Genomic DNA, 21,210 nt, shown 5'->3' on the forward strand with positions numbered 1-21,210 from the left:
TATAAGCCAAGAGCCTTGTAGCGACTCGGTGATAATTGGCTCACCTGCCAATCTTTGCGCAGGCAAGAAAAATTGTAGTTGTTAATGCGTCTGGAGTAAATCCTGAAGTTGTCTTCATGTAACAACAGTGGTCTTTTGTATCAATTTGGTGCGGCTTGCCAGCCGGTCTGCGCTTAATTCCATTTAGTTAATGGTGACTTAATGCACTAATGAAGTCTGCCGCTGGCATGGGTTTGCCGAAGAGATAGCCCTGCAGAAAGTTGACGTTATGCGCGGTCAGATAATCGGCCTGTGCCTGAGTTTCGACACCTTCGGCAACAATGCCCAGATCAAGCTTGGCCGAGAGTTCGATGATGGTGTCCAGAATATGCCGTGAAAGCGCATCGATGCCGATCATGGCGACGAAACTCTGGTCGATCTTGAGGAAATCCACATTGAATTTGCGCAAGTAACCCAGGCTTGAATGGCCGGTACCGAAGTCGTCGATGGCGATCATCACCCCTAGGGCGTGCAATTGTTCAAACAGTTGCCGCGTCGTGTCGGTCGGCTCGATCAGCTCGCGCTCGGTCAACTCCAGCACGAGATTGATGCTGCCGGGTGCAAAGGCTGCGAGAAACTCACGGCAGTCCTTCACCAGTTCCAGATCCTGGCAATGGTTGGCGGTGATATTGATGCCGATGTGAAAGGGCGTGGTGAAGCTCGATGATTGAGGTCCGAGCAACGCTGCGGTCTGCTGCATCAAGGCGCGGGTCATCGGCACGATCAATCCCGAATGTTCGGCAAACGGAATAAACAGATCCGGGCGCACCAGACCCTCCTTGGGATGATTCCAGCGCATCAAGACCTCGGCGCCCGACCATTGTTTGGTGTCGCCATGAACCACGGGCTGGAAGTATGGAATGAACTCGCCGGCCTCCAGCGCACGGAGCATTTCATGGCTCGGCGAGGTGGAACGCTTTTGCAAGACATGGCCGATCGCGCCCGAAATCACACCAAAAAAGATCAACAAGCTGAACAGCGGCGGGTAGGCGTCGGCCATGTAGCGCCAAGTCTCGCCCTTGGGAAAACCGGCCGATACGCTGAACGCATAGCGCGACGAGTTGAGCATGCTTTGCGCGACTGGCAGGGCGGGCAGGGCACCTTGATGGACTTTGCCATCAGCGGACAGCCAGTTATCGCCCACTTGCAGCAACAGCAGCGTCTGCCGGCCGATCAAGCGCAGCACGTTGCTCAGGTGATAGCCGTCCAGCGTTGTCAGTGCACCGCCGCGACCTTCGCTGAGCCGGTAGACCAGCAGCGCGGTATTTGGGGTTACCGGATTGCCGTTCATCAGCCACAACTTGCCCTGGGTATAGTCGCCCGCGTTAACGGCTTCCTTATAGACGCCGAACAACGAGCTGCAATAGAGATTGTCGTCCCACACCAGATTGGTCGAGCGCACGAAAGGGCGGCGAGTCACTTGCTCGCGCAGCGCCAGTTTGACGTCTTCGCACGTTTGTCCGGCCAGCGGCAACAGCTCCCGGGCGGCTTGCGCGGTGTTATCGAGCATCAACTCGAATTGGCGCAACGCTTCTTCGGCGGTGAGTTGTGAACTCTGCTGGAGCGTGCGTTCGGCCTGCATGTAGAGAATCATGCTGCCCAGTAACACCGGCAGCAGGCCGCTGAGCAGAGTTACGGTAATGCGGGCGCTGTGTTTGCGGCGGGGTCTGATGGTTAACGGCATGGGCGCATCCTGTCGCGAAAAAGTGTGGCTCTCGAATGCAGCCGGGCACCGGCATGCCGCTGAATAGCAGGCGAGCCAGACGAGATGATAGATGGCGCAAGTGGCTTGCGCTGCTGATCGGCTCATTGAAGCTCTGGACATTGTCAGCGATGCGTGATGAACGGTGTGCAACAAACCCCTTGCACCCTCGCCAGAAAAGCGGATTTTATAGAGAGGGCAGACAACCCTATTTACGCTGTGTAGAATCGGGTTACGCATACAATAATAATCGTCTTCTGGCAGCAGAAGCCTCGCCCGCAAGAGCCTTGGGTCGACAATGAAGATATTCGGGTTTCAACTGATCTACGGTGACTTCCTCGCCCGCAGTGTGCGCGGCATCTCCTGTGCGCCACCCTCCGGTCTCAGCATTTACTGACAAATAACCCTGGTTAATTGATAAGAAATGATGAGGCGCCACCATGGCAGATTTATACGAAAACCCAATGGGCCTGATGGGCTTTGAATTCATCGAGCTCGCTTCGCCGGTCCCTGGCACCCTGGAGCCGATCTTCGAGATCATGGGCTTCACCAAAGTCGCGACCCACCGCTCCAAGAACGTGCACCTGTATCGTCAGGGCGCGATCAACCTGATCCTCAACAATGAACCGAACAGCGTCGCTTCGTACTTCGCGGCCGAGCACGGCCCGTCGGTGTGCGGCATGGCGTTCCGGGTCAAGGATTCGCAAAAGGCCTATAACCGCGCACTGGAACTCGGCGCCCAGCCGATTCACATCGAAACCGGTCCAATGGAACTGAATCTGCCGGCGATCAAAGGCATTGGCGGCGCGCCGCTGTACCTGATCGACCGTTTCGGCGAAGGCAGCTCGATCTATGACATCGACTTCGTGTTTATCGAAGGCGTTGACCGCAATCCGGTCGGTGCCGGCCTGAAGATCATCGACCACCTGACACACAACGTGTATCGCGGTCGCATGGCCTACTGGGCGAACTTCTACGAGAAGCTGTTCAACTTCCGCGAGATCCGTTACTTCGACATCAAGGGCGAGTACACCGGCCTGACCTCGAAAGCCATGACCGCACCGGACGGCATGATCCGCATCCCGTTGAACGAAGAGTCGTCCAAAGGCGCGGGCCAGATCGAAGAGTTCCTGATGCAGTTCAACGGTGAGGGCATCCAGCACGTTGCGTTCCTCACTGATGACCTGATCAAGACCTGGGATCAACTGAAGAAAATCGGCATGCGCTTCATGACCGCGCCGCCGGACACCTACTACGAAATGCTCGAAGGCCGCCTGCCAAACCATGGCGAGCCGGTTGATCAACTGCAATCGCGCGGCATCCTGCTCGATGGCGCTTCGGAGCAGGGCGACAAGCGTCTGCTGTTGCAGATCTTCTCGGAAACCCTGATGGGCCCGGTATTCTTCGAATTCATCCAGCGCAAAGGCGACGATGGTTTCGGCGAGGGCAACTTCAAGGCACTGTTCGAGTCGATCGAGCGTGACCAGGTGCGCCGTGGTGTGCTTGCCACCGAGTAATCCGCAACTGAAATGAAAAATCCCGGCCTGCAGTGATGCAGCGCCGGGATTTTTTTAGATCAAAATATCGCAGCCTTAAGGTCTGCGTTGACGCATCAAATGTTTAAACCCTTCAAACACCAACACCACAACCGCCAGCCAGATCGGAATGTAGGTCAGCCATTCTCCGGACTTGATGCTCTCACCGAGCAACAACGCCACACCGAGCAGCAACACCGGCTCAACATAACTCAACAAACCAAACAGACTGAACGGCAGCAAGCGGCTGGCAATGATGTAAACCACCAGCGCCGAGGCACTGATCAGACCGAGCAACGGAATCAGCCACATCAGCCCGGGGTATTGATCGAACACGCCGAAGCCTTGCTCGCCACCGTGCACAAACCAGTAGGCGATCGGCAGCATCAAGGTCATGTCGACCCACAAGCCGCCGAGGTGGTCGGTCTTCAGATAGTTGCGCAGCACGAAATACAGCGGATAGCCGATCACGACCACCAGGGTCGCCCAGGAAAACCCGCCGACCTGATACAACTCGTTCAACACGCCCAGACTTGCGAAGAACACTGCGACCTTTTGCAGGTACGACAGGCTCTCGCCGTAGGCAATGCGCCCGGTCAGCACCATGGCCAGTGGCAACAGGAAGTAGCCCAGTGAAACGTCGAGGCTGTAACCGTTGAGCGGCGCCCACATGAACAGCCACAACTGCACGCCGAGCAAGGCTGCCGAGACGATCAATCCGCCGATCAATTTCGGCTTCGCCACCATCAGGCGCACCAGCTCCAGCACCCGCCGCCATTCACCGGATACCAGCATGAACACGGTCATGCACGGCACGGTCAGCAGCATCCGCCAGCCAAAGATTTCCACGCCGCTCAACGGGGTGAGCAGCGAGGTGTAGTAATACATGACGGCAAACAGCACCGAGGCTGAGACCGATAAAGCGATACCTTTAGACAAACTGTCCTCGCGGGTGGGTGATCAAACGGGGCGCGAAGGATACGTGGTTTTTGTGCTGAATATTGTTCGGATGCTCATTATTTACAACATCACTGAGTGCCTTTCAACGGATTGCCGAAACGCTTGAGGTACATTTCGCCAAGCTTATAAGAGGCATAGTCGGTTACGTGACCAATGTCACGATAGACCGGCAATCCGTCGATGGTTGTTACACAAGTGCCGTCCTCGCATTGCACTCCTTTCGGGTCAATCAGGATCAACGTGGGATATTCAGCCTGCAGATCGCTGAACAACTTCGCCAATACCGGGTCTTCACTGCCCGACCATGTCGACGAGGCGCAAAGACTGCTTTGTTCGTCACTGCCCATCCAGCCCCGCAACTTCACCTGTCTCAACAGGCATTCATTGATACCCGCCGGCATTGGCAGCGTGTTCATCAGGAAGATGGGAGTGGCGCCCGACGCTACGATGATATCCAGGGCATCGCGGATTGCTGCGCCAAGGCGTTGTTGGGATAGTTCCAGGCTGCGCGGATCATCCACTTCAGTGACGATATCCGCGCTGAGATAGGCCTCCCAGAATTGACCAATGATTACATACTGAAAATGGCTCTTCGTGATGAGGTCGTAGTAGCGCTGTGTGGCGTCGTGGCATTTTTGATACAGCCCGTTTTTATATTTTTTCGAGTCGTAGAGATAGACCTTGGGCAACGCCAGACATGCCGGATAACCCTGTGAGAGCACCGAAAGGTTGGCGTCTTTGGCCAGCGTTTCAACAAACCCCCAGTAGTGGTTCGAAAATGAATCGCCCAAAAGAAAGGCTTTTGCGGTTGGCTGCACAGCGCCCATTACACAGCCTGGATCAGCTTCATCACTCACACCCAGGCATTTCTCCCGGTGGGCGGGTACAGAAGCTTTCAAACCACTGAAGACGTAACTCGAATCCTCGCCAAAACGCTCAGGCCACCCATCGTGCTTCTTGGCGTTAGAGTGAAGTAGCGACAGTCCGAGCGCGGGCAGAATCATCAGCAGCACCAGGGTTTTGGTGAAGCCGGTCCTTGCCTTGCGAAATCTGTTTTCGATCAATACGAAGCAACCCCAGGCAGCCACAAAAGTGACAGCGAAGTAGACGACCTTCACCATCGGGGTGAGGGGTATGCCCATGTAACTGATGACGGCGAGGATCGGCCAATGCCACAAATACAAGGAGTAGGAGAGAGTGCCGACAAATACCAACGGTTTCAGCGCCAATAGTCTTGAGGTGATGCTGGCATCGCCTATCCCGCGAAAAAGCAGGGCAGCAGTGGCGATACACACCGCGATGGCGTAGTAGTTCGGAAAACCGGCGAGGATATTTTCGCGAGTGGCGCAGTAGGCAATCGTGGCCAGCGACAACAGGCAAATCAGAGAGGCGCTCAGGCGATCAAGTTTGAACTTGTCCGTACTGAAGATGACGGCGCAGGAGCCGATCATCAATTCGAAAACTCGAGCGGCGAAGAAGTAGTAATTTTTATCGGCAAGCGTTTCCGACAGATATGACGCGAGTGCGATGGCAGCCACGGTCAGGCCGAGGACGCTCGCCTTGAAAGCCTGTTTCGCCACATGGCGATGGAGCAACCATAGACCCAGCGGCAGGACCAGATACCACTGCCATTCGATTGCCAGCGACCAGGTGTGCAGCAGAGGCAAGTTCGCCGCATCGGGCGTGGCGTACCCGGATGTCGCATTGGCAAAGTACTGGTTTGAGAGAAGTAAAGACGTGTACTTGGCACTTTTCAGAAAGTCGACATAGTCATCGGGCAAGTACAGCAACGTTGTGATGATCAGCGTTGCTATCAACAACGCAATTATCGCCGGTTGTAATCGCCAGATACGTCGGGTGTAAAACCCGGTGAAGCTGAACGTGCCGTTATCCAGCGATTTCATGATGATCGAGGTCGTCAGATACCCCGAGATGACAAAGAAAATATCGACGCCAATAAAACCGGAAGGGAATAACGAAAAACCACCGTGAAAAATCAACACCAGCAGAACGGCAATTGCCCGAAGTCCGTCAACATCCGCGCGGTATTCAATGGCAGGTGCGCCATATCCGCGAGCCGGAATCGCAGTGGCTAAAGGGTGTTGGCCCAAGCCCTTTTTATCGCCGAGTATGTTGAACCACATCGCGCGCAAAGGCTTCCACGCGAACTCCAAAGTGCGACTGAGCATTTATCTATCCTTGGCCTTGATCGAGTGTTCAACCGGTGGCTCGCGGCTGATCGCACTCTTGTCCATTCAAGCGGCTGATTACAGGGGCTGAAGCAATATCGCCAGACTTCTTCCATTCGAGGCCCTCTAATCCGCAAGAGGGCTGTGCGCAGGAGGAAACATCAGGCCAGATGGGGTTTGCGACCCGACACAAAATGGCTTACATCGTTGAAGCCTGGCGTCGAGGCATGCCCCGGCGTGACCAGCGAATCAATAAACGCCTCATCCTCCGCCGTGATCTTCACAGCCTGCGCCTTGGTATACGCATCCCACTGCGCCTCGGTGCGCGGCCCGACAATCGCCGAAGTCACGGCGCTGTTGTTCAGCACCCAGGCAATCGCAAACTCGACAATGCCAACGCCTCGTCCCTCGGTGTATTGCTGGATCTGCTGGGCAATGCGCAGCGATTCTACGCGCCATTCGGTTTCCAGAATGCGCTTGTCCTGACGCCCGGCGCGGCTGTTGGCATCCGGTGTCACGTCCGGTGCGTATTTGCCACTCAGCACGCCACGGGCCAGCGGGCTGTAAGGCACGACGCCCAGGCCATAAGTCTGCGCAGCGGTAATCTGCTCGGTTTCGGCCTGACGGTTGACGATGTTGTACAGCGGCTGGCTGATCACCGGGCGATCGACACCCAGTTGGTCGGCAATACGAATCACCTCGGCAATCCGCCAACCGCGGTAGTTCGACAGTCCCCAATAACGAATCTTGCCCTGACGGATCAGGTCACCGATCGCCGACACCGTGACTTCCAGCGGCGTGTTGTGGTCTTCGCGGTGCAGGTAATAGATGTCGAGATAGTCGGTGCCCAAACGGGTCAGACTGGCATCGAGGCCATTGAAGATGTGTTTACGGCTCAAACCGCTGCGGTTCGGCACACCGTCCACCGGGCCGAAACCGACCTTGGTCGCCAGCACCCATTCATGACGATTACCGGCAATCGCTTCGCCGACGATCTCTTCAGAGCGGCCATTGGTGTAGACGTCGGCGGTGTCGATGAAGTTGATGCCTTGATCCCAGGCCTTGTCGATGATGCGCAGCGATTCCTCGGTGCTGGTCTGTTCGCCAAACATCATCGTGCCGAGTGTCAGGGTGGACACCTGCAACCCTGAGTGACCCAGTGTGCGATAGCTCATGCCGAAATCCTTTTGCCTGTGGGAAACCCTGATCAAATACCAGAAGCGTGCGACGTGGCAAAGTGAATTATCGGCTCAACGCCTGGCAGCGCTCCTGCAAAAACGCCTGCAACACCTTGACCCGCTCCGACACTTGCACCCGATGCGGGCAAAACAGGTTGAACGGCGCGTGCTCACCTCGCCAGTCATCAAACAGTGTCACCAGGCGTCCGGCGCGCACGTCTTCGGCAACGTCGAGCCAGGCCTTGTAGGCGATGCCATGGCCGGCCAACGCCCAGCGGCGGGCCACTTCGCCGTCGTCGCTGAGGTAGTCGCCGTGGACTTCGACTTCCAGCACCTCATCCGCACGAATGAACTGCCAGGTGTTGTATGGCCGACCATTGCGCAGATAGAGCAGGGCGCTGTGTTCGCACAATTCGGCGGGGTGTCGGGGGGTGCCATGCCGTGCCAGATAGTCTGCACTGGCGCAGGCCACGCGGCGGTGTTGCGGCAGAATCGGTAATGCCACCAGCGTCGAATCGCTCGGCACTCCGAAGCGCAGTGCCACGTCCACGGTCTCGCGAAACAGATCGGAATGGCGGTCGTTGAGCAGCAATTGCAATTGGATGTTCGGGTGTTCGCGCTTGAACTCGTCCAGCCACGGCAGCAATACATTGCGTCCGAAATCCGACGGTGCCGCCAGTTGTAGCACGCCGCTAAGGCCTTCGGTCTGCTGCTTGAGCGCCTGTTCGCCATCGGCCAGTGTGGCCAGCGCCAAGCGCACGCTTTCCAGATAGCGCCGACCTTCTTCGGTCAACCGCATGCTGCGGGTGGAGCGGGCGAGCAGGCGGATACCGAGTCGGGTTTCCAGACGCTTCAAGGCAATGCTGGCGGCGGCCGGCGTCAGTTCCAGGGCGCGGGCAGCGGCGGAAATGCTCCCGGAGTCGGCCACGCGGACGAAGATCTCCAGATCGAGAATCGAGCTCATTGGTAAAAATCCTTTAAAGATCTTTGCGTTTTAGCGGGATTTTTCCGTGATTGGCAAGGGTAGACACTGCAATCAATGAATTACCACGGGAGACACGCATGACCTGGACATTCGATCATCTGGCGTTCAACACCGCTGACGGCCAGAGTTTGCAGGACAATTTCGCGGCGTTGCTCGGGCTCACACCGGGGCGTCGGCCGCCGTTTCCGTTTCCCGGACGCTGGCTGTATCAGGATGCACACGCGCTGGTGCATGTGATCGAGCAGCCGCTGCCGGAAAACACTGAATTGAGCCACATTGCTTTTCGTACCGATGAGTTGGCCGAAACAGTGTTGCGGCGGGTGCGCGAAAGTGGTTTGCCGTACCAGTTGGCACAGGTGCCGGGTGAGGGGATCGCGCAGATTTTCGTGCAAATGCCGGGTGGTCTGGTGATTGAACTGGATGCCAAAGCACAGCCCTAACCCTAACCCTCTCCCAGAGGGAGAGGGGACTGACCGAGGTGTTTGAGCGAGGTACGCCGACGTGCAATACCGAGTTGAACGCAGGTGCTGAAAAGCCCGCAGATCGGCTCCCTTTCCCCCTCGCCCCCTTGGGGGCGGTCCGACGTTTCGGGAGGGCTGGGGTGAGGGGGAAAAGATCCTCAGAACACCACAAAAAACCAAGCCGAAACCCCAATAAAAAACGGCCCTGAAAAGGGCCGCTCTTCCTTGCATCAACTCAAGCCCGCAATGTCCGCGTCATGCGCAACGCCAGCAAGCTGCCGCCGACAATCACCCCGGCCAGCAGGTACAACGCCGCATCGGTCGAACCGGTGCTGTCCTTGACCCAACCCACCAGGTACGGGCTAAGGAACCCGGCCATCTGCCCCATCGAGTTGATCAGCGCCAGACCACCGGCGGCAGCGCCTGCACTCAACATGGCGGTCGGCACTGGCCAGAACATCGGCAGACCGGTCAGCGCCCCCATGGTTGCAAGGGTCAGACCGAGAATGGCAATCGCCGGATTGGCCGCGAAATTCACCGCGATGATCAGGCCGATCGCGCCCATCAGCATCGGCACCACCAGATGCCAGCGCCGCTCTTTGCGCAGGTCCGCCGAGCGCCCGACCAGCAGCATGAACACCGCTGCCAGCAGATACGGAATGGCGCTCAACCAGCCGATCACCAGGTTGTCGCTGAAGCCGAGGCTCTTGATGATCGACGGCAGCCAGAAATTGATCGCGTACACGCCACTCTGGATGCAGAAATAAATCAGGCCAAACGCCCAGATCGCCGGGTTCTTGAACACAGCAATCAGCGAGTCGGAGGTGGTTTTCGGCTTGTTCGCCAAGTCTTCGGCCTGATCGGCCTCCAGTACCGCGCGCTCATGCGTGGTCAGCCATTTGGCATTGGCGAAGTTGTCGCTGAGCAGGAAATACGCCAGTGCGCCCAAGACAACGGTCGGAATACCTTGCAGCAGAAACATCCATTGCCAGCCGGCGAGGCCGCCCTGGCCCGCAGCGAAGTGATTGAGAATCCACCCGGAAAACGGGCTGCCGAGCAAACCCGAGACCGGGATCGCCGACATGAACAGCGCCATGATCCGGCCACGGCGGAACGTCGGGAACCACTGCGAGAGATAGAGCACGACGCCCGGGAAGAACCCGGCTTCGGCCGCACCGGTGAACAGGCGCAGGGTGTAGAACTCGGTCGGCGTGGTGACGAACAACAGGCAGGTCGACAGCGTGCCCCAAGTGATCATCATTACGGCAATCCAGCGCCGTGGACCGAACTTGGTCAACGCCAGGTTGCTCGGTACGCCGCACAGCACGTAGCCGATGAAGAAAATACCGGCCCCGAGGCCGTAGACGGTTTCGCTGAATTTCAGCGCATCAAGCATCTGCAGTTTGGCGAATCCAACGTTGACCCGGTCGAGGTAGTTGAACAGGTAGCAGATGAAGATGAAGGGGATTAAACGCAGGGTGATGCGTTTATAAACGGCGTTTTTATCGTCTTCGATGGTCTGGGTAGCTGCGGCGCTCAGCGACATAGCGGCTCTCTCTTTATTATGATTTTTTGCGATGCAAAGGGTAACGTTGATCGCCCTGAGAGTCTCGGCCACCTTTGGCCGGATTGTCTTTGTGCCTGAGCACAGGGTTTTGCGCCAAGCCCTGTGCGGGTGAACAACCGTCCGTGCCTGTCTATAAGGATTTTCTCCGTTATGTTCGAACTCGATCACGACCTCGCGCAGGACATCGTCGACCGGGCCATGGCCATTTTGCCGTACAACGTCAACGTCATGGACAGCCAGGGGCTGATCCTCGGCAGCGGCGAACCGGAGCGCATCAACACTCGCCACGAAGGCGCGCAACTGGTGCTGGCCAACGGTCGGGTCGTGGAGATCGACGGGCCGACCGCCCAGCACCTGAAAGGCGTGCAGCCCGGGATCAACCTGCCGCTGCTGCTCGATCAGCGCTTGATCGGCGTACTCGGTATTACCGGCGAGCCGGAACAACTGCGCACTTACGCCGAACTGGTGCGGATGACGGCGGAGATGTTGGTCGGCCAGCGCAATCAGCAAGCCGAACAGCAGTGGCGACGGCAGCGTTGCGATGATTTGCTGGCGTTGCTGTTGAGTGAAGCGGGGGACTCGCCACGTTTGCTCGATGAAGCGCAGCAACTCGGGCTCAAACCGCAAATGACCCGAGTGCTGTATCTGTTCGAATTGGGGCCAGAACACGGGCCAGGGCAAACCGTCGATGCCCTGAGTGCCTGGCTGACGTCGCGCTTCCCGGACAGTTGGTGCGTGACGTCGGCGAAGTCGTCGTTGTTGTGGTGCCGGCCGGCGAGTCTGACCATCGAACATGATCGGTTGCTGGAAAAGCTCGACGCCTTGGGCTGGAACATTCTGCGCATCGCCGTGGGCGGGCAAGCGGATGGGCTGGCCGGGTTGCGTCGGTGTTATAGGCGCGTGGCGGATTTGCTCGCCTATGGCCGCGAAGTGTTGCCGCACTCGCGTTTGCTGATCCTCAATCGATACCGATTGCCCGTAATGTTGTGGCGTCATCGCAACGATGATGCGCTGGACGAATTGCTCAAACCCCTGCGCAAAGTGATCGCCAAGGATGGCAACGGCCAATTGCTGGCGACGCTGCGCAGTTGGTGTGACCACGATGGACAGAGTCAGGCGTGTGCCGATGCGCTGGGGATTCACCGCAACAGCCTGCGTTACCGGATGGAGCGGATTGCCGAGATCAGCGGGGTTGATCCGTTACGGCTGGAGGGGATGTTGGCCCTCTACCTTGGCGTGCAACTGCTACCGCAGACTGACCCGAATTAAGCGGGTGATGTCACTGACGCCATCGCCGGCAAGCCAGCTCCCACAGGGGTTTATGTGTTGCCCTCGATGCTGGGCACGCCTTTGAACCTGTGGGAGCGGATTGCCGAGATCAGCGGGGTTGATCCGTTACGGCTGGAGGGGATGTTGGCCCTTTATCTTGGTGTGCAACTGCTACCGCAGACTGATCCGAATTAAGCGGGTGATGTCACTGACGCCATCGCCGGCAAGCCAGCTCCCACAGGGGTTTATGTGTTGCCCTCGATGCTGGGCACGCCTTTGAACCTGTGGGAGCTGGCTTGCCAGCGATGAGGCCGGGACATTCGCCATCCATTTCAGGTTTTTTGTAGAAATGAACAATAAACCCCCGCGCCATTTGTGCAGCGGACAGGCGTCAATGCGCATGCCGACTGGCAGCATGAGGGCATTCGAACAGGAGAATTCGCATGAAAATCGTCATCGCCCCCGATTCATTCAAGGACAGCCTGAGTGCCCAAGGCGTTGCCGAGGCCATTGCGCTGGGCCTGGCGCAAGTCTGGCCGCACGCCACACTGGTCAAATGCCCAATGGCCGATGGCGGGGAAGGCACCGTCGAATCGATTCTCGCCGCGTGTGAAGGCGAACTGCGCCGCACCCGCGTGCGCGGCCCGTTGGGCGTACCGGTTGACGCCGCATGGGGCTGGTTGCCGCACAACCACACGGCAATCATCGAAATGGCCGAGGCCAGCGGTCTGCAATTGGTGCCGCTGGGTCAGCGCGATGCGTGCATCAGCAGCACCTTCGGCACCGGCGAACTGATTCGTGCGGCGCTGGATGCCGGTGCGCAGCGGGTGATTCTGGCGATTGGCGGCAGCGCAACCAACGATGGCGGCGCCGGGGCGATGCAGGCACTGGGGGTGAAATTGCTCGACGCTCAAGGGCAAGCGCTGGTGCCGGGTGGTTTGGCATTGGCGCAATTGGCGCGACTGGATCTGGGCGAGCTGGACCCACGCCTGGCGCAGGTGCGTTTCGACATCGCCGCCGACGTCAACAATCCGCTGTGCGGACCCCACGGTGCTTCGGCGATTTTCGGCCCGCAGAAAGGGGCGTCGCCCGTGCAGGTCCAACAACTCGATCAGGCCCTCGGCCACTTCGCCGAGCTGTGCGCGCAAGCGTTGGACAAAGACGTGCGCGATGAGCCGGGCAGCGGCGCGGCAGGTGGTTTGGGTTTCGCGGCCAAGGCGTTTCTTGGCGCGCAGTTTCAGGCCGGTGTCGAAGTGGTTGCCGAGCTGGTCGGATTGGCTGAGGCGGTCAACGGCGCAGATCTGGTGATCACGGGCGAAGGGCGCTTCGATGCCCAGACCTTGCGCGGTAAAACCCCGTTCGGCGTCGCGCGGATTGCCAAGCAGGCGCAGGTTCCAGTGATCGTGATCGCCGGGACCCTGGGGGAGGGCTATCAGGAACTCTACGCGCACGGCATCGATGCCGCATTCGCCGTGACCAGCGGTCCGATGACACTGGAAAAGGCTTGCGCCGAAGCGCCACGCTTGCTGCGCGAACGCGCCACCGACATCGCCCGCGTCTGGCAGCTGGCCAGACACCCGTCCTGAACGGCACCGAGAACCTTGTGGCGAGGGGATTTATCCCCGATCGGCTGCGCAGCAGTCGCCAATCCTGTATGCGAAGTGCCTGAAGGATTGTAAGGGGCCGCTTCGCAGCCCAACGGGGATAAATCCCCTCGCCACAGGAGCCGGAGAAGCTTCAAGATGTTTCATTGTCGTAACACCCTGAAAAATATTTGCTCTTGACCCACAATCTTCCTAAAGCCTGGCCGATACAGCTATCAGGCGCGCACAAAACTCCCTAATAACAGTGACGCCGGACCGAAGCCCGCCCCACGGGTCAGTGATCACGGCATGGATGCTCGTAGTTTCTATCTTCCGAGAGTCCAACTATGTCCTTGCGTAACCTCAATATCGCGCCCCGTGCCTTCCTCGGTTTTGCCTTTATTGCCTTGCTGGTGATCGTGCTTGGCGTGTTCGCCGTCAACCGCATGTCGGTCATCCGCCAGGCCTCTGTCGAAATGGACTCGACGCAACTGCCCAGCGTGACGCAGCTCAGCGTGGTGACGGAAAACGTCCTGCGCCTGCGGATTTTGTCGTTCCGCGTGCTGGTCAATCGCGAGGCCGCCGGTTTGCAGGAGGCGCAGACTCGCATCGGCGTATTGGTCGATAAAGTGCGCAGTGCCCAGGCCGCTTACGCCGCGCTACCGGCAGGCCCGGAAGAGCGTGCGCTGTATCAGTCTTTCGCGACGACCCTGGACAACTACCTGCAAGCGCAAAACCAGATGATGGACCTGTCGCGCCAGGACAAGCTCGACGAGATGCGCACCCTGATCAACACGCGGATCAAGGACGGCACCGACCAGATGGGCGAGCAGCTCAACAAGCTGATCGCGATCAACGCCGCTGACGCCAAAACCGCGTCCATGCAGGCGGGCGAGCATTACGACAGCGCCATCACTGGCATCGTCATCGTTGCGGTTGTCGCTGCGCTCGCTACAGTGTTGCTGGCGTTGTTGCTGACGCGCAGCATTGTCACTCCGCTGAACCGTGCCGTTGAGGCGGCGCAAACCATCGCCGGTGGCAACCTGACCAAACTCATCGAAGTCGATGGCAAGGACGAACCGGCGCGCCTGCTCGCCGCCCTCGCCGCGATGCAGACCAACCTGCGCAAAACCATTGAGCAGATCGCTGGTTCCGCCACGCAACTGGGCGCCGCCGCCGAAGAACTCAGCGCCGTGACTGAAGAAGCGTCTCGCGGCCTGCAACAGCAAAACGACGAAATCGAACAAGCCGCCACCGCCGTCAACGAGATGACCGCGGCGGTCGAGGAGGTTGCACGCAACGCCGTGTCGACGTCCGAAGCCTCGAACCAGTCGACCCACGCCGCTCGTGAAGGTCGCGATCAAGTGGTGAAAACCGTCGACGCGATCCAGACCATGACCCACGACGTGCAGAACACCGCGCAAATGATCGAAGGCCTGGCCGCGCAAGGTCGTGATATCGGCAAAGTGCTCGACGTGATTCGCGCCATTGCCGAACAGACCAACCTGCTGGCGCTGAACGCGGCCATCGAAGCGGCACGTGCCGGTGAGGCCGGGCGCGGTTTTGCCGTGGTCGCGGACGAAGTGCGCGCACTGGCCCATCGCACCGCGCAGTCGACTCAGGAAATCGAAAAAATGGTCGCCGGCATCCAGAACGGCACCGGTGAAGCGGTTTCGTCGATGCAGCAAAGCAATCAACGCACCCAGTCCACCCTGGAAATGGCCCGCGCTGCCGGCGTTGCCCTGGAGCAGATCACCCAGTCGATCCACCAGATCAACGAACGCAACCTGGTCATCGCCAGCGCTTCGGAGGAGCAGGCGCAAGTCTCGCGTGAAGTCGACCGCAACCTGGTCAACATCCGCGATCTGGCCACGCAATCGGCCGCCGGCGCCAACCAGACCAGCGCCGCGACTCACGAACTGTCGCGCCTGGCGGTGGATTTGAACGCCATGGTGGCGCGTTTCGTGATTTGAGATACGGTGAAGGCTGGAGACTGCGCAATCAGGAGACGTACATGCGCTATTCAGCCTTGACCCAACGAATCGCCGGGGAGGGAGCAGCGGCCTGGCAGATTCACGACCGAGCGCTGGAGTTGCGCGCCGAGGGTGTCGACATATTGCTGCTGAGCGTGGGCGACCCGGATTTTGATACACCACTGCCGATCGTCCACGGCGCCATCGACAGCCTGCTGGCGGGCGATACGCATTATTCCGAAGTCCGTGGCCGGCTGGCGCTGCGTCAGTTGATTGCCGCACGCCACCGGCAACGCAGTGGTCAGGCAGTCGACGCCGATCATGTGATTGTCATGCCCGGCGCGCAGTGCGCGGTGTATTCGGTGGCGCAATGCTTGCTCGACCCGGGCGACGAGGTGATCGTCGCCGAGCCGATGTACGTCACCTATGAAGGGGTGTTCGGCGCTTGCGGCGCGACCGTTGTGCCGGTGCCGGTGCGTCCGGAAAACGGCTTTCGCGTCGACCCCGCCGATGTCGCCGCGCGGATCACGCCGAAGACCCGCGCCATGCTGCTCAACAGTCCCAACAACCCTTGCGGCGCGAGCCTGCCGCTGCTGATCTGGCAGGAACTGGCGGCGCTGTGCATTCATCATGACCTGTGGCTGATCAGCGATGAGGTCTACAGCGAACTCCTTTACGAAGGCCAACACATCAGCCCGGCGAGCCTGCCGGGGATGGCCGAGCGCACGGCGACGATCAACAGCCTGTCGAAATCCCACGCCATGACCGGGTGGCGTATCGGCTGGACGATCGGCCCGAAATCGTTGGCCGAACATCTGGTCAATCTGTCGTTGAGCATGCTGTTCGGCTTGCCGGACTTTGTCCAGAAAGCCGCGGAAGTCGCGCTGGCTTCAGACCTGCCGGAAGTGTCGCAGATGCGCGAGGAATATCGCCTGCGCCGGGACCTGGTGTGCGAACGCTTGCGCGGGTGCCCGGGATTGCAGCCGATACGACCGGATGGCGGGATGTTCGTCATGGTCGATGTGCGCCAGACCGGATTGGGCGCGCAGGCGTTTGCCGAGCGGTTGCTCGAAGGTTACGGCGTGTCGGTGCTGGCCGGAGAGGCGTTCGGGCCGAGTGCGGCGGGGCATATCCGCCTCGGGCTGGTGCTGGACCGGGTGAAACTGGCGGATGCCTGTGCGCGGATTGCCCTGTGCGCGGCGCAGCTGTTGCAGGCGCGCAGTGCCTGATGGTTTTGCAGCGTGTTCACTGGCCCCATCGCTGGCAAGCCAGCTCCCACAGGGTTTTGATGAACACTGAAGCATCTGTGGGAGCTGGCTTGCCAGCGATGGGGCCAGATCAGGCCATGCAGATCTCAGCCCTGCCAGGCAGGCAGCTCCCACAGGGTTTTGTGTCGTTCACCGATTTGATGAACACTGAAGAATCTTTGGGAGCTGGCTTGCCAGCGATGGGGCCAGATCAGGCAATGCAGATCTCAGCCCTGCCAGGCAGGCAGCTCCCACAGAGTTTTGTGTCGCTCACCGATTTGATGAACACTGAAGCATCTGTGGGAGCTGGCTTGCCAGCGATGGGGCCAGATCAGGCCATGCAGATCTCAGCCCCGCCAGGCCGATGAGTTCACCAGATTCAAAGGCTTCTCCCCAGCCAAAGCCACCAGCAGATTCTCCACCGCACAGCGCGCCATCGCCTCCCGCGTCTCATGGGTCGCCGAGCCCATATGCGGCGTCGCCACCACATTGTCGAACTGCAACAACGGCGAGTCGTGATTCAACGGCTCACGTTCGAACACATCCAGCCCAGCCGCACGAATCCGTTGCTGGCTCAGCGCGTCGATCAGTGCTGCCTCATCCACCACCTTGCCCCGCGAGATGTTGATGAAAATGCTCTCCGGGCGCATCAGCGCAAACTGCTCAGCGCCGATCAAGCCTTCGGTCTGTGCGGTCAGCGGCAAGGTCAGACAGATGAAATCGGCTTGCTGCAACAGCTCCTCAAGGCTGCGGTACTGCGCAGCAAACCGCTCTTCGACCGCCGGTTTGCGCGACTGGCTGTGATATAGCACCGGCATGCCGAAACCGAAATGTCCGCGCTGGGCCAACGCCTCGCCAATCCGGCCCATGCCGATAATCCCCAGTGTCTTGCCATGCACATCGGTGCCGAAATGGGCCGGGCCGATATTGCGCTGCCATTGACCGCTGCGCACCATGTTGGCCAATTCCACCACACGCCGGGCCGTGGCCAGAATCAAGGCGAAACCGGTGTCGGCAGTGGTCTCGGTGAGCACGTCGGGGGTGTTGGTCAGGAGGATCTTGCGCCGGGTCAGATAGTCGATGTCGTAGTTATCGACGCCCACCGAGACGCTGGCAATCGCTTCCAGCTGCGGCGCCAGATCGAGCAACGCGGCGTCGAGTTTCAGGCTGGCACCGAGCAAGCCGTGGGCGCGGGGCAGGGCATCGCGCAGTTGCATCAGGCCTTGAGCGTCGAGGCTGTCGATCAGCGTTACATCAAACTGTGCTTGCAGCCGCGCCATCAGCGCGGGCGAGAGTTTCTTGTACAGCACGACGTGTTTTTTCATGGCAAAAGTCTCTTCAGGAATGCGCCGGCACGGCACGCGTGGCAACGGCTTTGGCCACGACGCGATCACTGGCGCCGGGCTTGAGGAAAATGGTCAGCACCACCGACAGCAGCAGCGCGCCGCTCATCAGCAGGTACGAAGCACCCGGCGATCCGGTGGAGCTGTTCAGGTAGCCGACCAGATACGAGCCGCCGAACGAACCGAGCGCACCCATGCTGTTGATCAGCGCCATCGCGCCACCGGCGACGTTGGACGGGAGGATCTCCGGAACGATGGCGAAGAACGGCCCGTAAGGCGCATACATGCAGGCGCCGGCGATCACCAGCAGCGTGTACGACCACCAGAAATGCTCGGCACCAAGCGCGTAGGAGCCGTAAAAGGCAATCGAGGCAATCAACAGCGGCGGCCAGACAAAGCGTTTGCGCTTTTGCAGTTTGTCCGAGCCCCACGAGACCAGGAGCATGCCGATTACCGCCGCCAGATAGGGCAGCGCCGACAGCCAGCCGGCCTCGATCATGTCCATTTGCGCGCCGGCTTTGAGAATCGACGGCAGCCACAGCACGAAGCCGTAAACGCCGATGCTCCAGCAAAAAAACTGCAACGCCAGAATGATCACCTTCGGCGAACGAAACGCCTCGGCGTAGTTCTTCACCGCTTTGATGCCCACCTGTTCGGCGGCGAGGGCACTTTCCAGATCGTGCTTTTCCTGCTCGCTGAGCCACTTGGCCTGGGCCGGACGATCATCGGCGAGTTTCCACCAGATAAACGCCCAAAGCACCGCCGGCAGACCTTCGATGATGAACATCCAGCGCCAGCTGAAATGCTGCACCAGATAACCCGAAACCACCGACATCCACAGCATGGTCACCGGGTTGCCGAGGATCAGAAAGGTGTTGGCCCGCGAGCGTTCGGCACGGGTGAACCAGTGACACAGGTAGACCAGCATCGCCGGCATCACCGCCGCTTCGACCACGCCGAGCATGAAGCGGATGACGATCAGCCAATAGGCGTTGGAGACCACGCCAGTCAATGTGGCCAGGCCACCCCAGAGGATCAGGCTGACGAAAATCAGCTTCTTCACGCTGTGTTTTTGCGCGTAGATCGCGCCCGGCACCTGGAAGAAAAAGTAGCCGAGGAAGAACAGCGCACCGAGCAATGAGGACAGCCCCGGCGTGATCATCAGGTCGGCGGCCATGCCCGATGCGGCGGCGAAGCCGTAGTTGGCGCGATCGAGATACGCCAGGCTGTAGGTGATGAACACGATCGGCATGATGTACCACCAGCGGCGGGCGGCGAGGGTTGCAGTTGTCATGGTGTTGCTCCTGAGCTTGTTGTTTTTGTCGCAGCAGGTTCAATAAAACGGTGGTCTGTCAGGGCCTCATCGCTGGCAAGCCAGCTCCCACAGGTTTTGTCTGCACCACGGTCAATGTGGGAGCTGGCTTGCCAGCGATGGCGTGTTCAAATTCAGCAACGAGTTCGGATCGGGTCGGCAACCCCTCCATATCCCCGCGACTCTGCACCGCCCGACTGCCAATCCAGTTCGCCCGTTGCACCGCCTCGGCAAAACTCTGCTGTTCCAGCAGGGCACTGATCATCCCCACCGCAAAGCCGTCACCCGCGCCCACCGTATCGACGACATGGGCTACCGGCACGCCGGCGACAAAGCCCTGATCCAGTTGCGTGCGGTAATAGGCGCCCTGCGGCCCAAGCTTGATCGCCACCGCTTCGGCCCCCTGATCGAGATAGAACGCGGCGATGTCCGCCGGGTCTTCGAAACCCGTGAGCAAACGACCTTCACTCAAGCCCGGCAAGACCCAGTGGGCGAGGGCGGCGAGACGGTTGATCTCGCTGATCATTTCGCGCTCGCTGGCCCACAGGCTCGGGCGCAGATTAGGGTCGAACGACACGCTGCGTCCGGCATGGCGCATGCGCGTCATCAGCTCCAGCGACATCTCCCGCGCCGAGGCCGACAGCGCTGGCGGAATCCCGGTGGCGTGCAAATGCCGGGCGCTCAGCAGGCTTTCATTGATCGACTGCGGCGACAGATGACTGGCCGCCGAACCGCGGCGGAAATACTCGACCTGCGGATCGCTGCCATCGTCGGTGCGGGATTTGAACTGGAAACCGGTCGGGTGTTGGTTGTCGACCTCAACGTGCCAGCAATCCAGCCCTTCGCGGGTCAAGGTGTCGACGACAAAACGGCCTAGCGAATCGTTACCCACCCGGCTCAGCCACGCGACATCGAAACCCAGGCGTGAAAGGCCGATCGCCACGTTGCTGTCGGCACCGGCAATGCGCTTGTGGAATTGCTCGACCCGCGCCAGATCGCCGCATTGCTCGGCCACCAGCATCGCCATGGTTTCGCCAAACGACAGAATATCGATCTCAGACATGGGCAGGCTCCAGACGGGATTGGCCGAGACGGGCGAGGGTGGCGACGTGTTCGCGGGTCAACGCGACCAGATCATCACCTTGCAACGGATACTCGGCCGCACGCATAACGCCTTGGGCCATGTGCCGCAGCAGTTGTTCCCACAGATGCAGGTCGCTGACTTCCGGCGGCACCGCCACCAGTTTGCCGTCGGCACGCCGGGCCACAGCCTTGCAGTGCACGTAGCCAACATGGCGACCGAGCAGGCGGGCGGCGTTGGCGGCGGACTGGTCTTGCCACTGCCAGTTGCCGATGTCGAATGTCATCTTGATCGGCAGGCTGTGCTGTTCTACCGCCGTGAAGAAGCGCTGGAACGGTTCGATGCGGCCGCCGTGCAAGGTCTGGTCGTTTTCCACCAGCAGTTGCACCGGGCTGCTGTCGAGAAGTTGTTTCAGAGCTGTCAGATCACAGTTGTCGGTGAAATAGCCGAGCGAGACTTTCAGCCACTTTGAACCGAACACCTCGGCGTGTTGCAGGGCGGTGATCAGTTCGGGATTAGCGCGTGACTGGCCGGCGAGCCACAGTTCGGTCGGCGACGAATAGATGCTTTGCAGGCCCAGCGCGGCGGTGGCTTCGCTCAATTGCGCGGGGTTTTCCCGGGTAAGCAATTCTTCGCGCCATTCAATGCGATCGGCGCCGGCAGCGGCGAGCACATCGATAAAAAAGTCTTGCCCGCGCTGGCGCACAAGCTCGGCGCCGTAGCTGGACAGGCTGATGGAAACGGCAGGTTTATTCATTGTTGTGTACCTCTGAAACCGGTTTCATT

At 59.6% G+C, this 21,210-nt stretch carries 17 protein-coding genes; 7 read left to right on the forward strand and 10 right to left on the reverse strand.

What is annotated here, in order from left to right; translation table 11 throughout:
• Positions 1 to 187 precede the first annotated feature (187 nt).
• Positions 188 to 1,723, reverse strand: coding sequence for an EAL domain-containing protein (locus KI231_RS13210; RefSeq protein ID WP_213028520.1), 1,536 nt, complete (start codon positions 1,721 to 1,723; stop codon positions 188 to 190).
• A gap of 458 nt (positions 1,724 to 2,181) precedes the next feature.
• Here KI231_RS13210 and hppD point away from each other — a divergent pair, with 458 nt between their 5' ends.
• Positions 2,182 to 3,258, forward strand: a complete 1,077-nt coding sequence (gene hppD, locus KI231_RS13215; protein ID WP_007912211.1) for a 4-hydroxyphenylpyruvate dioxygenase — start codon at positions 2,182 to 2,184, stop codon at positions 3,256 to 3,258.
• Positions 3,259 to 3,333: 75 nt separating this feature from the next.
• Here hppD and rarD read toward each other — a convergent pair whose 3' ends face one another.
• From rarD to KI231_RS13235, 4 genes are all read right to left on the reverse strand, one after another.
• The gene (gene rarD / locus KI231_RS13220) at positions 3,334 to 4,215 is read right to left on the reverse strand and encodes an EamA family transporter RarD (RefSeq protein ID WP_213028521.1); all 882 of its coding nucleotides are present in this window, start codon (positions 4,213 to 4,215) and stop codon (positions 3,334 to 3,336) included.
• A gap of 89 nt (positions 4,216 to 4,304) precedes the next feature.
• Positions 4,305 to 6,425 (reverse strand): acyltransferase family protein, encoded by a 2,121-nt coding sequence (locus tag KI231_RS13225; protein ID WP_213028522.1) that lies wholly within the window; start codon positions 6,423 to 6,425, stop codon positions 4,305 to 4,307.
• Positions 6,426 to 6,586: 161 nt separating this feature from the next.
• Entirely contained in the window at positions 6,587 to 7,600 is a 1,014-nt protein-coding gene (locus KI231_RS13230) for an aldo/keto reductase (protein WP_213028523.1), read from the reverse strand.
• A 67-nt stretch (positions 7,601 to 7,667) separates the two neighbouring features.
• A complete protein-coding gene (locus tag KI231_RS13235) occupies positions 7,668 to 8,567 on the reverse strand; it encodes a LysR family transcriptional regulator (protein ID WP_213028524.1) in 900 nt (299 codons plus the stop codon).
• A 98-nt stretch (positions 8,568 to 8,665) separates the two neighbouring features.
• Here KI231_RS13235 and KI231_RS13240 point away from each other — a divergent pair, with 98 nt between their 5' ends.
• Positions 8,666 to 9,028, forward strand: coding sequence for a VOC family protein (locus KI231_RS13240; protein ID WP_213028525.1), 363 nt, complete (start codon positions 8,666 to 8,668; stop codon positions 9,026 to 9,028).
• A 256-nt stretch (positions 9,029 to 9,284) separates the two neighbouring features.
• Here the strand turns inward: KI231_RS13240 and KI231_RS13245 are convergent, their stop codons facing one another.
• The gene (locus KI231_RS13245; protein ID WP_213028526.1) at positions 9,285 to 10,595 is read right to left on the reverse strand and encodes an MFS transporter; all 1,311 of its coding nucleotides are present in this window, start codon (positions 10,593 to 10,595) and stop codon (positions 9,285 to 9,287) included.
• 171 nt (positions 10,596 to 10,766) lie between these two features.
• Between KI231_RS13245 and KI231_RS13250 the strand changes: the two genes are divergently transcribed.
• The 5 genes from KI231_RS13250 to KI231_RS13270 all read left to right on the forward strand — a co-directional run bounded on the left by KI231_RS13250 (position 10,767) and on the right by KI231_RS13270 (position 16,670).
• Positions 10,767 to 11,885, forward strand: coding sequence for a sugar diacid recognition domain-containing protein (locus tag KI231_RS13250; protein ID WP_213028527.1), 1,119 nt, complete (start codon positions 10,767 to 10,769; stop codon positions 11,883 to 11,885).
• Positions 11,886 to 11,942: 57 nt separating this feature from the next.
• Entirely contained in the window at positions 11,943 to 12,080 is a 138-nt protein-coding gene (locus KI231_RS13255) for a hypothetical protein (RefSeq protein ID WP_213028528.1), read from the forward strand.
• Between the two features lie 248 nt (positions 12,081 to 12,328).
• Entirely contained in the window at positions 12,329 to 13,471 is a 1,143-nt protein-coding gene (locus KI231_RS13260; RefSeq protein ID WP_213028529.1) for a glycerate kinase, read from the forward strand.
• 344 nt (positions 13,472 to 13,815) lie between these two features.
• On the forward strand, positions 13,816 to 15,441 hold the full coding sequence (locus KI231_RS13265) for a methyl-accepting chemotaxis protein (RefSeq protein ID WP_213028530.1): 1,626 nt from the start codon (positions 13,816 to 13,818) through the stop codon (positions 15,439 to 15,441).
• Positions 15,442 to 15,482: 41 nt separating this feature from the next.
• Positions 15,483 to 16,670 (forward strand): pyridoxal phosphate-dependent aminotransferase, encoded by a 1,188-nt coding sequence (locus KI231_RS13270; protein ID WP_103307419.1) that lies wholly within the window; start codon positions 15,483 to 15,485, stop codon positions 16,668 to 16,670.
• Between the two features lie 365 nt (positions 16,671 to 17,035).
• Here KI231_RS13270 and KI231_RS13275 read toward each other — a convergent pair whose 3' ends face one another.
• The 4 genes from KI231_RS13275 to KI231_RS13290 are packed head-to-tail and all read right to left on the reverse strand — an operon-like array spanning position 17,036 to position 21,181.
• Positions 17,036 to 18,013, reverse strand: coding sequence for a 2-hydroxyacid dehydrogenase (locus KI231_RS13275; protein ID WP_213028531.1), 978 nt, complete (start codon positions 18,011 to 18,013; stop codon positions 17,036 to 17,038).
• Between the two features lie 13 nt (positions 18,014 to 18,026).
• On the reverse strand, positions 18,027 to 19,325 hold the full coding sequence (locus tag KI231_RS13280) for an MFS transporter (RefSeq protein WP_213028532.1): 1,299 nt from the start codon (positions 19,323 to 19,325) through the stop codon (positions 18,027 to 18,029).
• Between the two features lie 58 nt (positions 19,326 to 19,383).
• Positions 19,384 to 20,406: a sugar kinase gene (locus tag KI231_RS13285; protein WP_213028533.1), complete on the reverse strand. Its 1,023-nt coding sequence runs from the start codon at positions 20,404 to 20,406 to the stop codon at positions 19,384 to 19,386.
• Positions 20,399 to 21,181 (reverse strand): sugar phosphate isomerase/epimerase family protein, encoded by a 783-nt coding sequence (locus KI231_RS13290; protein ID WP_213028534.1) that lies wholly within the window; start codon positions 21,179 to 21,181, stop codon positions 20,399 to 20,401. Before KI231_RS13290 ends, KI231_RS13285 begins: the two co-directional genes overlap by 8 nt.
• Between the last annotated feature and the right edge of the window lie 29 nt (positions 21,182 to 21,210).

The sequence above is a fragment of the Pseudomonas sp. Seg1 genome, from assembly GCF_018326005.1.
GTDB lineage: Bacteria > Pseudomonadota > Gammaproteobacteria > Pseudomonadales > Pseudomonadaceae > Aquipseudomonas.

Excerpts from the sequence above, each read along its gene's own strand:
- KI231_RS13210 (WP_213028520.1), bottom strand. The coding sequence starts at position 1,723 with ATGCCGTTAACCATCAGACCCCGCCGCAAACACAGCGCCCGCATTACC.
- hppD (WP_007912211.1), top strand. The coding sequence starts at position 2,182 with ATGGCAGATTTATACGAAAACCCAATGGGCCTGATGGGCTTTGAATTC.
- KI231_RS13225 (WP_213028522.1), bottom strand. The coding sequence starts at position 6,425 with ATGCTCAGTCGCACTTTGGAGTTCGCGTGGAAGCCTTTGCGCGCGATG.
- KI231_RS13230 (WP_213028523.1), bottom strand. The coding sequence starts at position 7,600 with ATGAGCTATCGCACACTGGGTCACTCAGGGTTGCAGGTGTCCACCCTG.
- KI231_RS13235 (WP_213028524.1), bottom strand. The coding sequence starts at position 8,567 with ATGAGCTCGATTCTCGATCTGGAGATCTTCGTCCGCGTGGCCGACTCC.
- KI231_RS13240 (WP_213028525.1), top strand. The coding sequence starts at position 8,666 with ATGACCTGGACATTCGATCATCTGGCGTTCAACACCGCTGACGGCCAG.
- KI231_RS13245 (WP_213028526.1), bottom strand. The coding sequence starts at position 10,595 with ATGTCGCTGAGCGCCGCAGCTACCCAGACCATCGAAGACGATAAAAAC.
- KI231_RS13250 (WP_213028527.1), top strand. The coding sequence starts at position 10,767 with ATGTTCGAACTCGATCACGACCTCGCGCAGGACATCGTCGACCGGGCC.
- KI231_RS13260 (WP_213028529.1), top strand. The coding sequence starts at position 12,329 with ATGAAAATCGTCATCGCCCCCGATTCATTCAAGGACAGCCTGAGTGCC.
- KI231_RS13265 (WP_213028530.1), top strand. The coding sequence starts at position 13,816 with ATGTCCTTGCGTAACCTCAATATCGCGCCCCGTGCCTTCCTCGGTTTT.
- KI231_RS13270 (WP_103307419.1), top strand. The coding sequence starts at position 15,483 with ATGCGCTATTCAGCCTTGACCCAACGAATCGCCGGGGAGGGAGCAGCG.
- KI231_RS13275 (WP_213028531.1), bottom strand. The coding sequence starts at position 18,013 with ATGAAAAAACACGTCGTGCTGTACAAGAAACTCTCGCCCGCGCTGATG.
- KI231_RS13280 (WP_213028532.1), bottom strand. The coding sequence starts at position 19,325 with ATGACAACTGCAACCCTCGCCGCCCGCCGCTGGTGGTACATCATGCCG.
- KI231_RS13285 (WP_213028533.1), bottom strand. The coding sequence starts at position 20,406 with ATGTCTGAGATCGATATTCTGTCGTTTGGCGAAACCATGGCGATGCTG.
- KI231_RS13290 (WP_213028534.1), bottom strand. The coding sequence starts at position 21,181 with ATGAATAAACCTGCCGTTTCCATCAGCCTGTCCAGCTACGGCGCCGAG.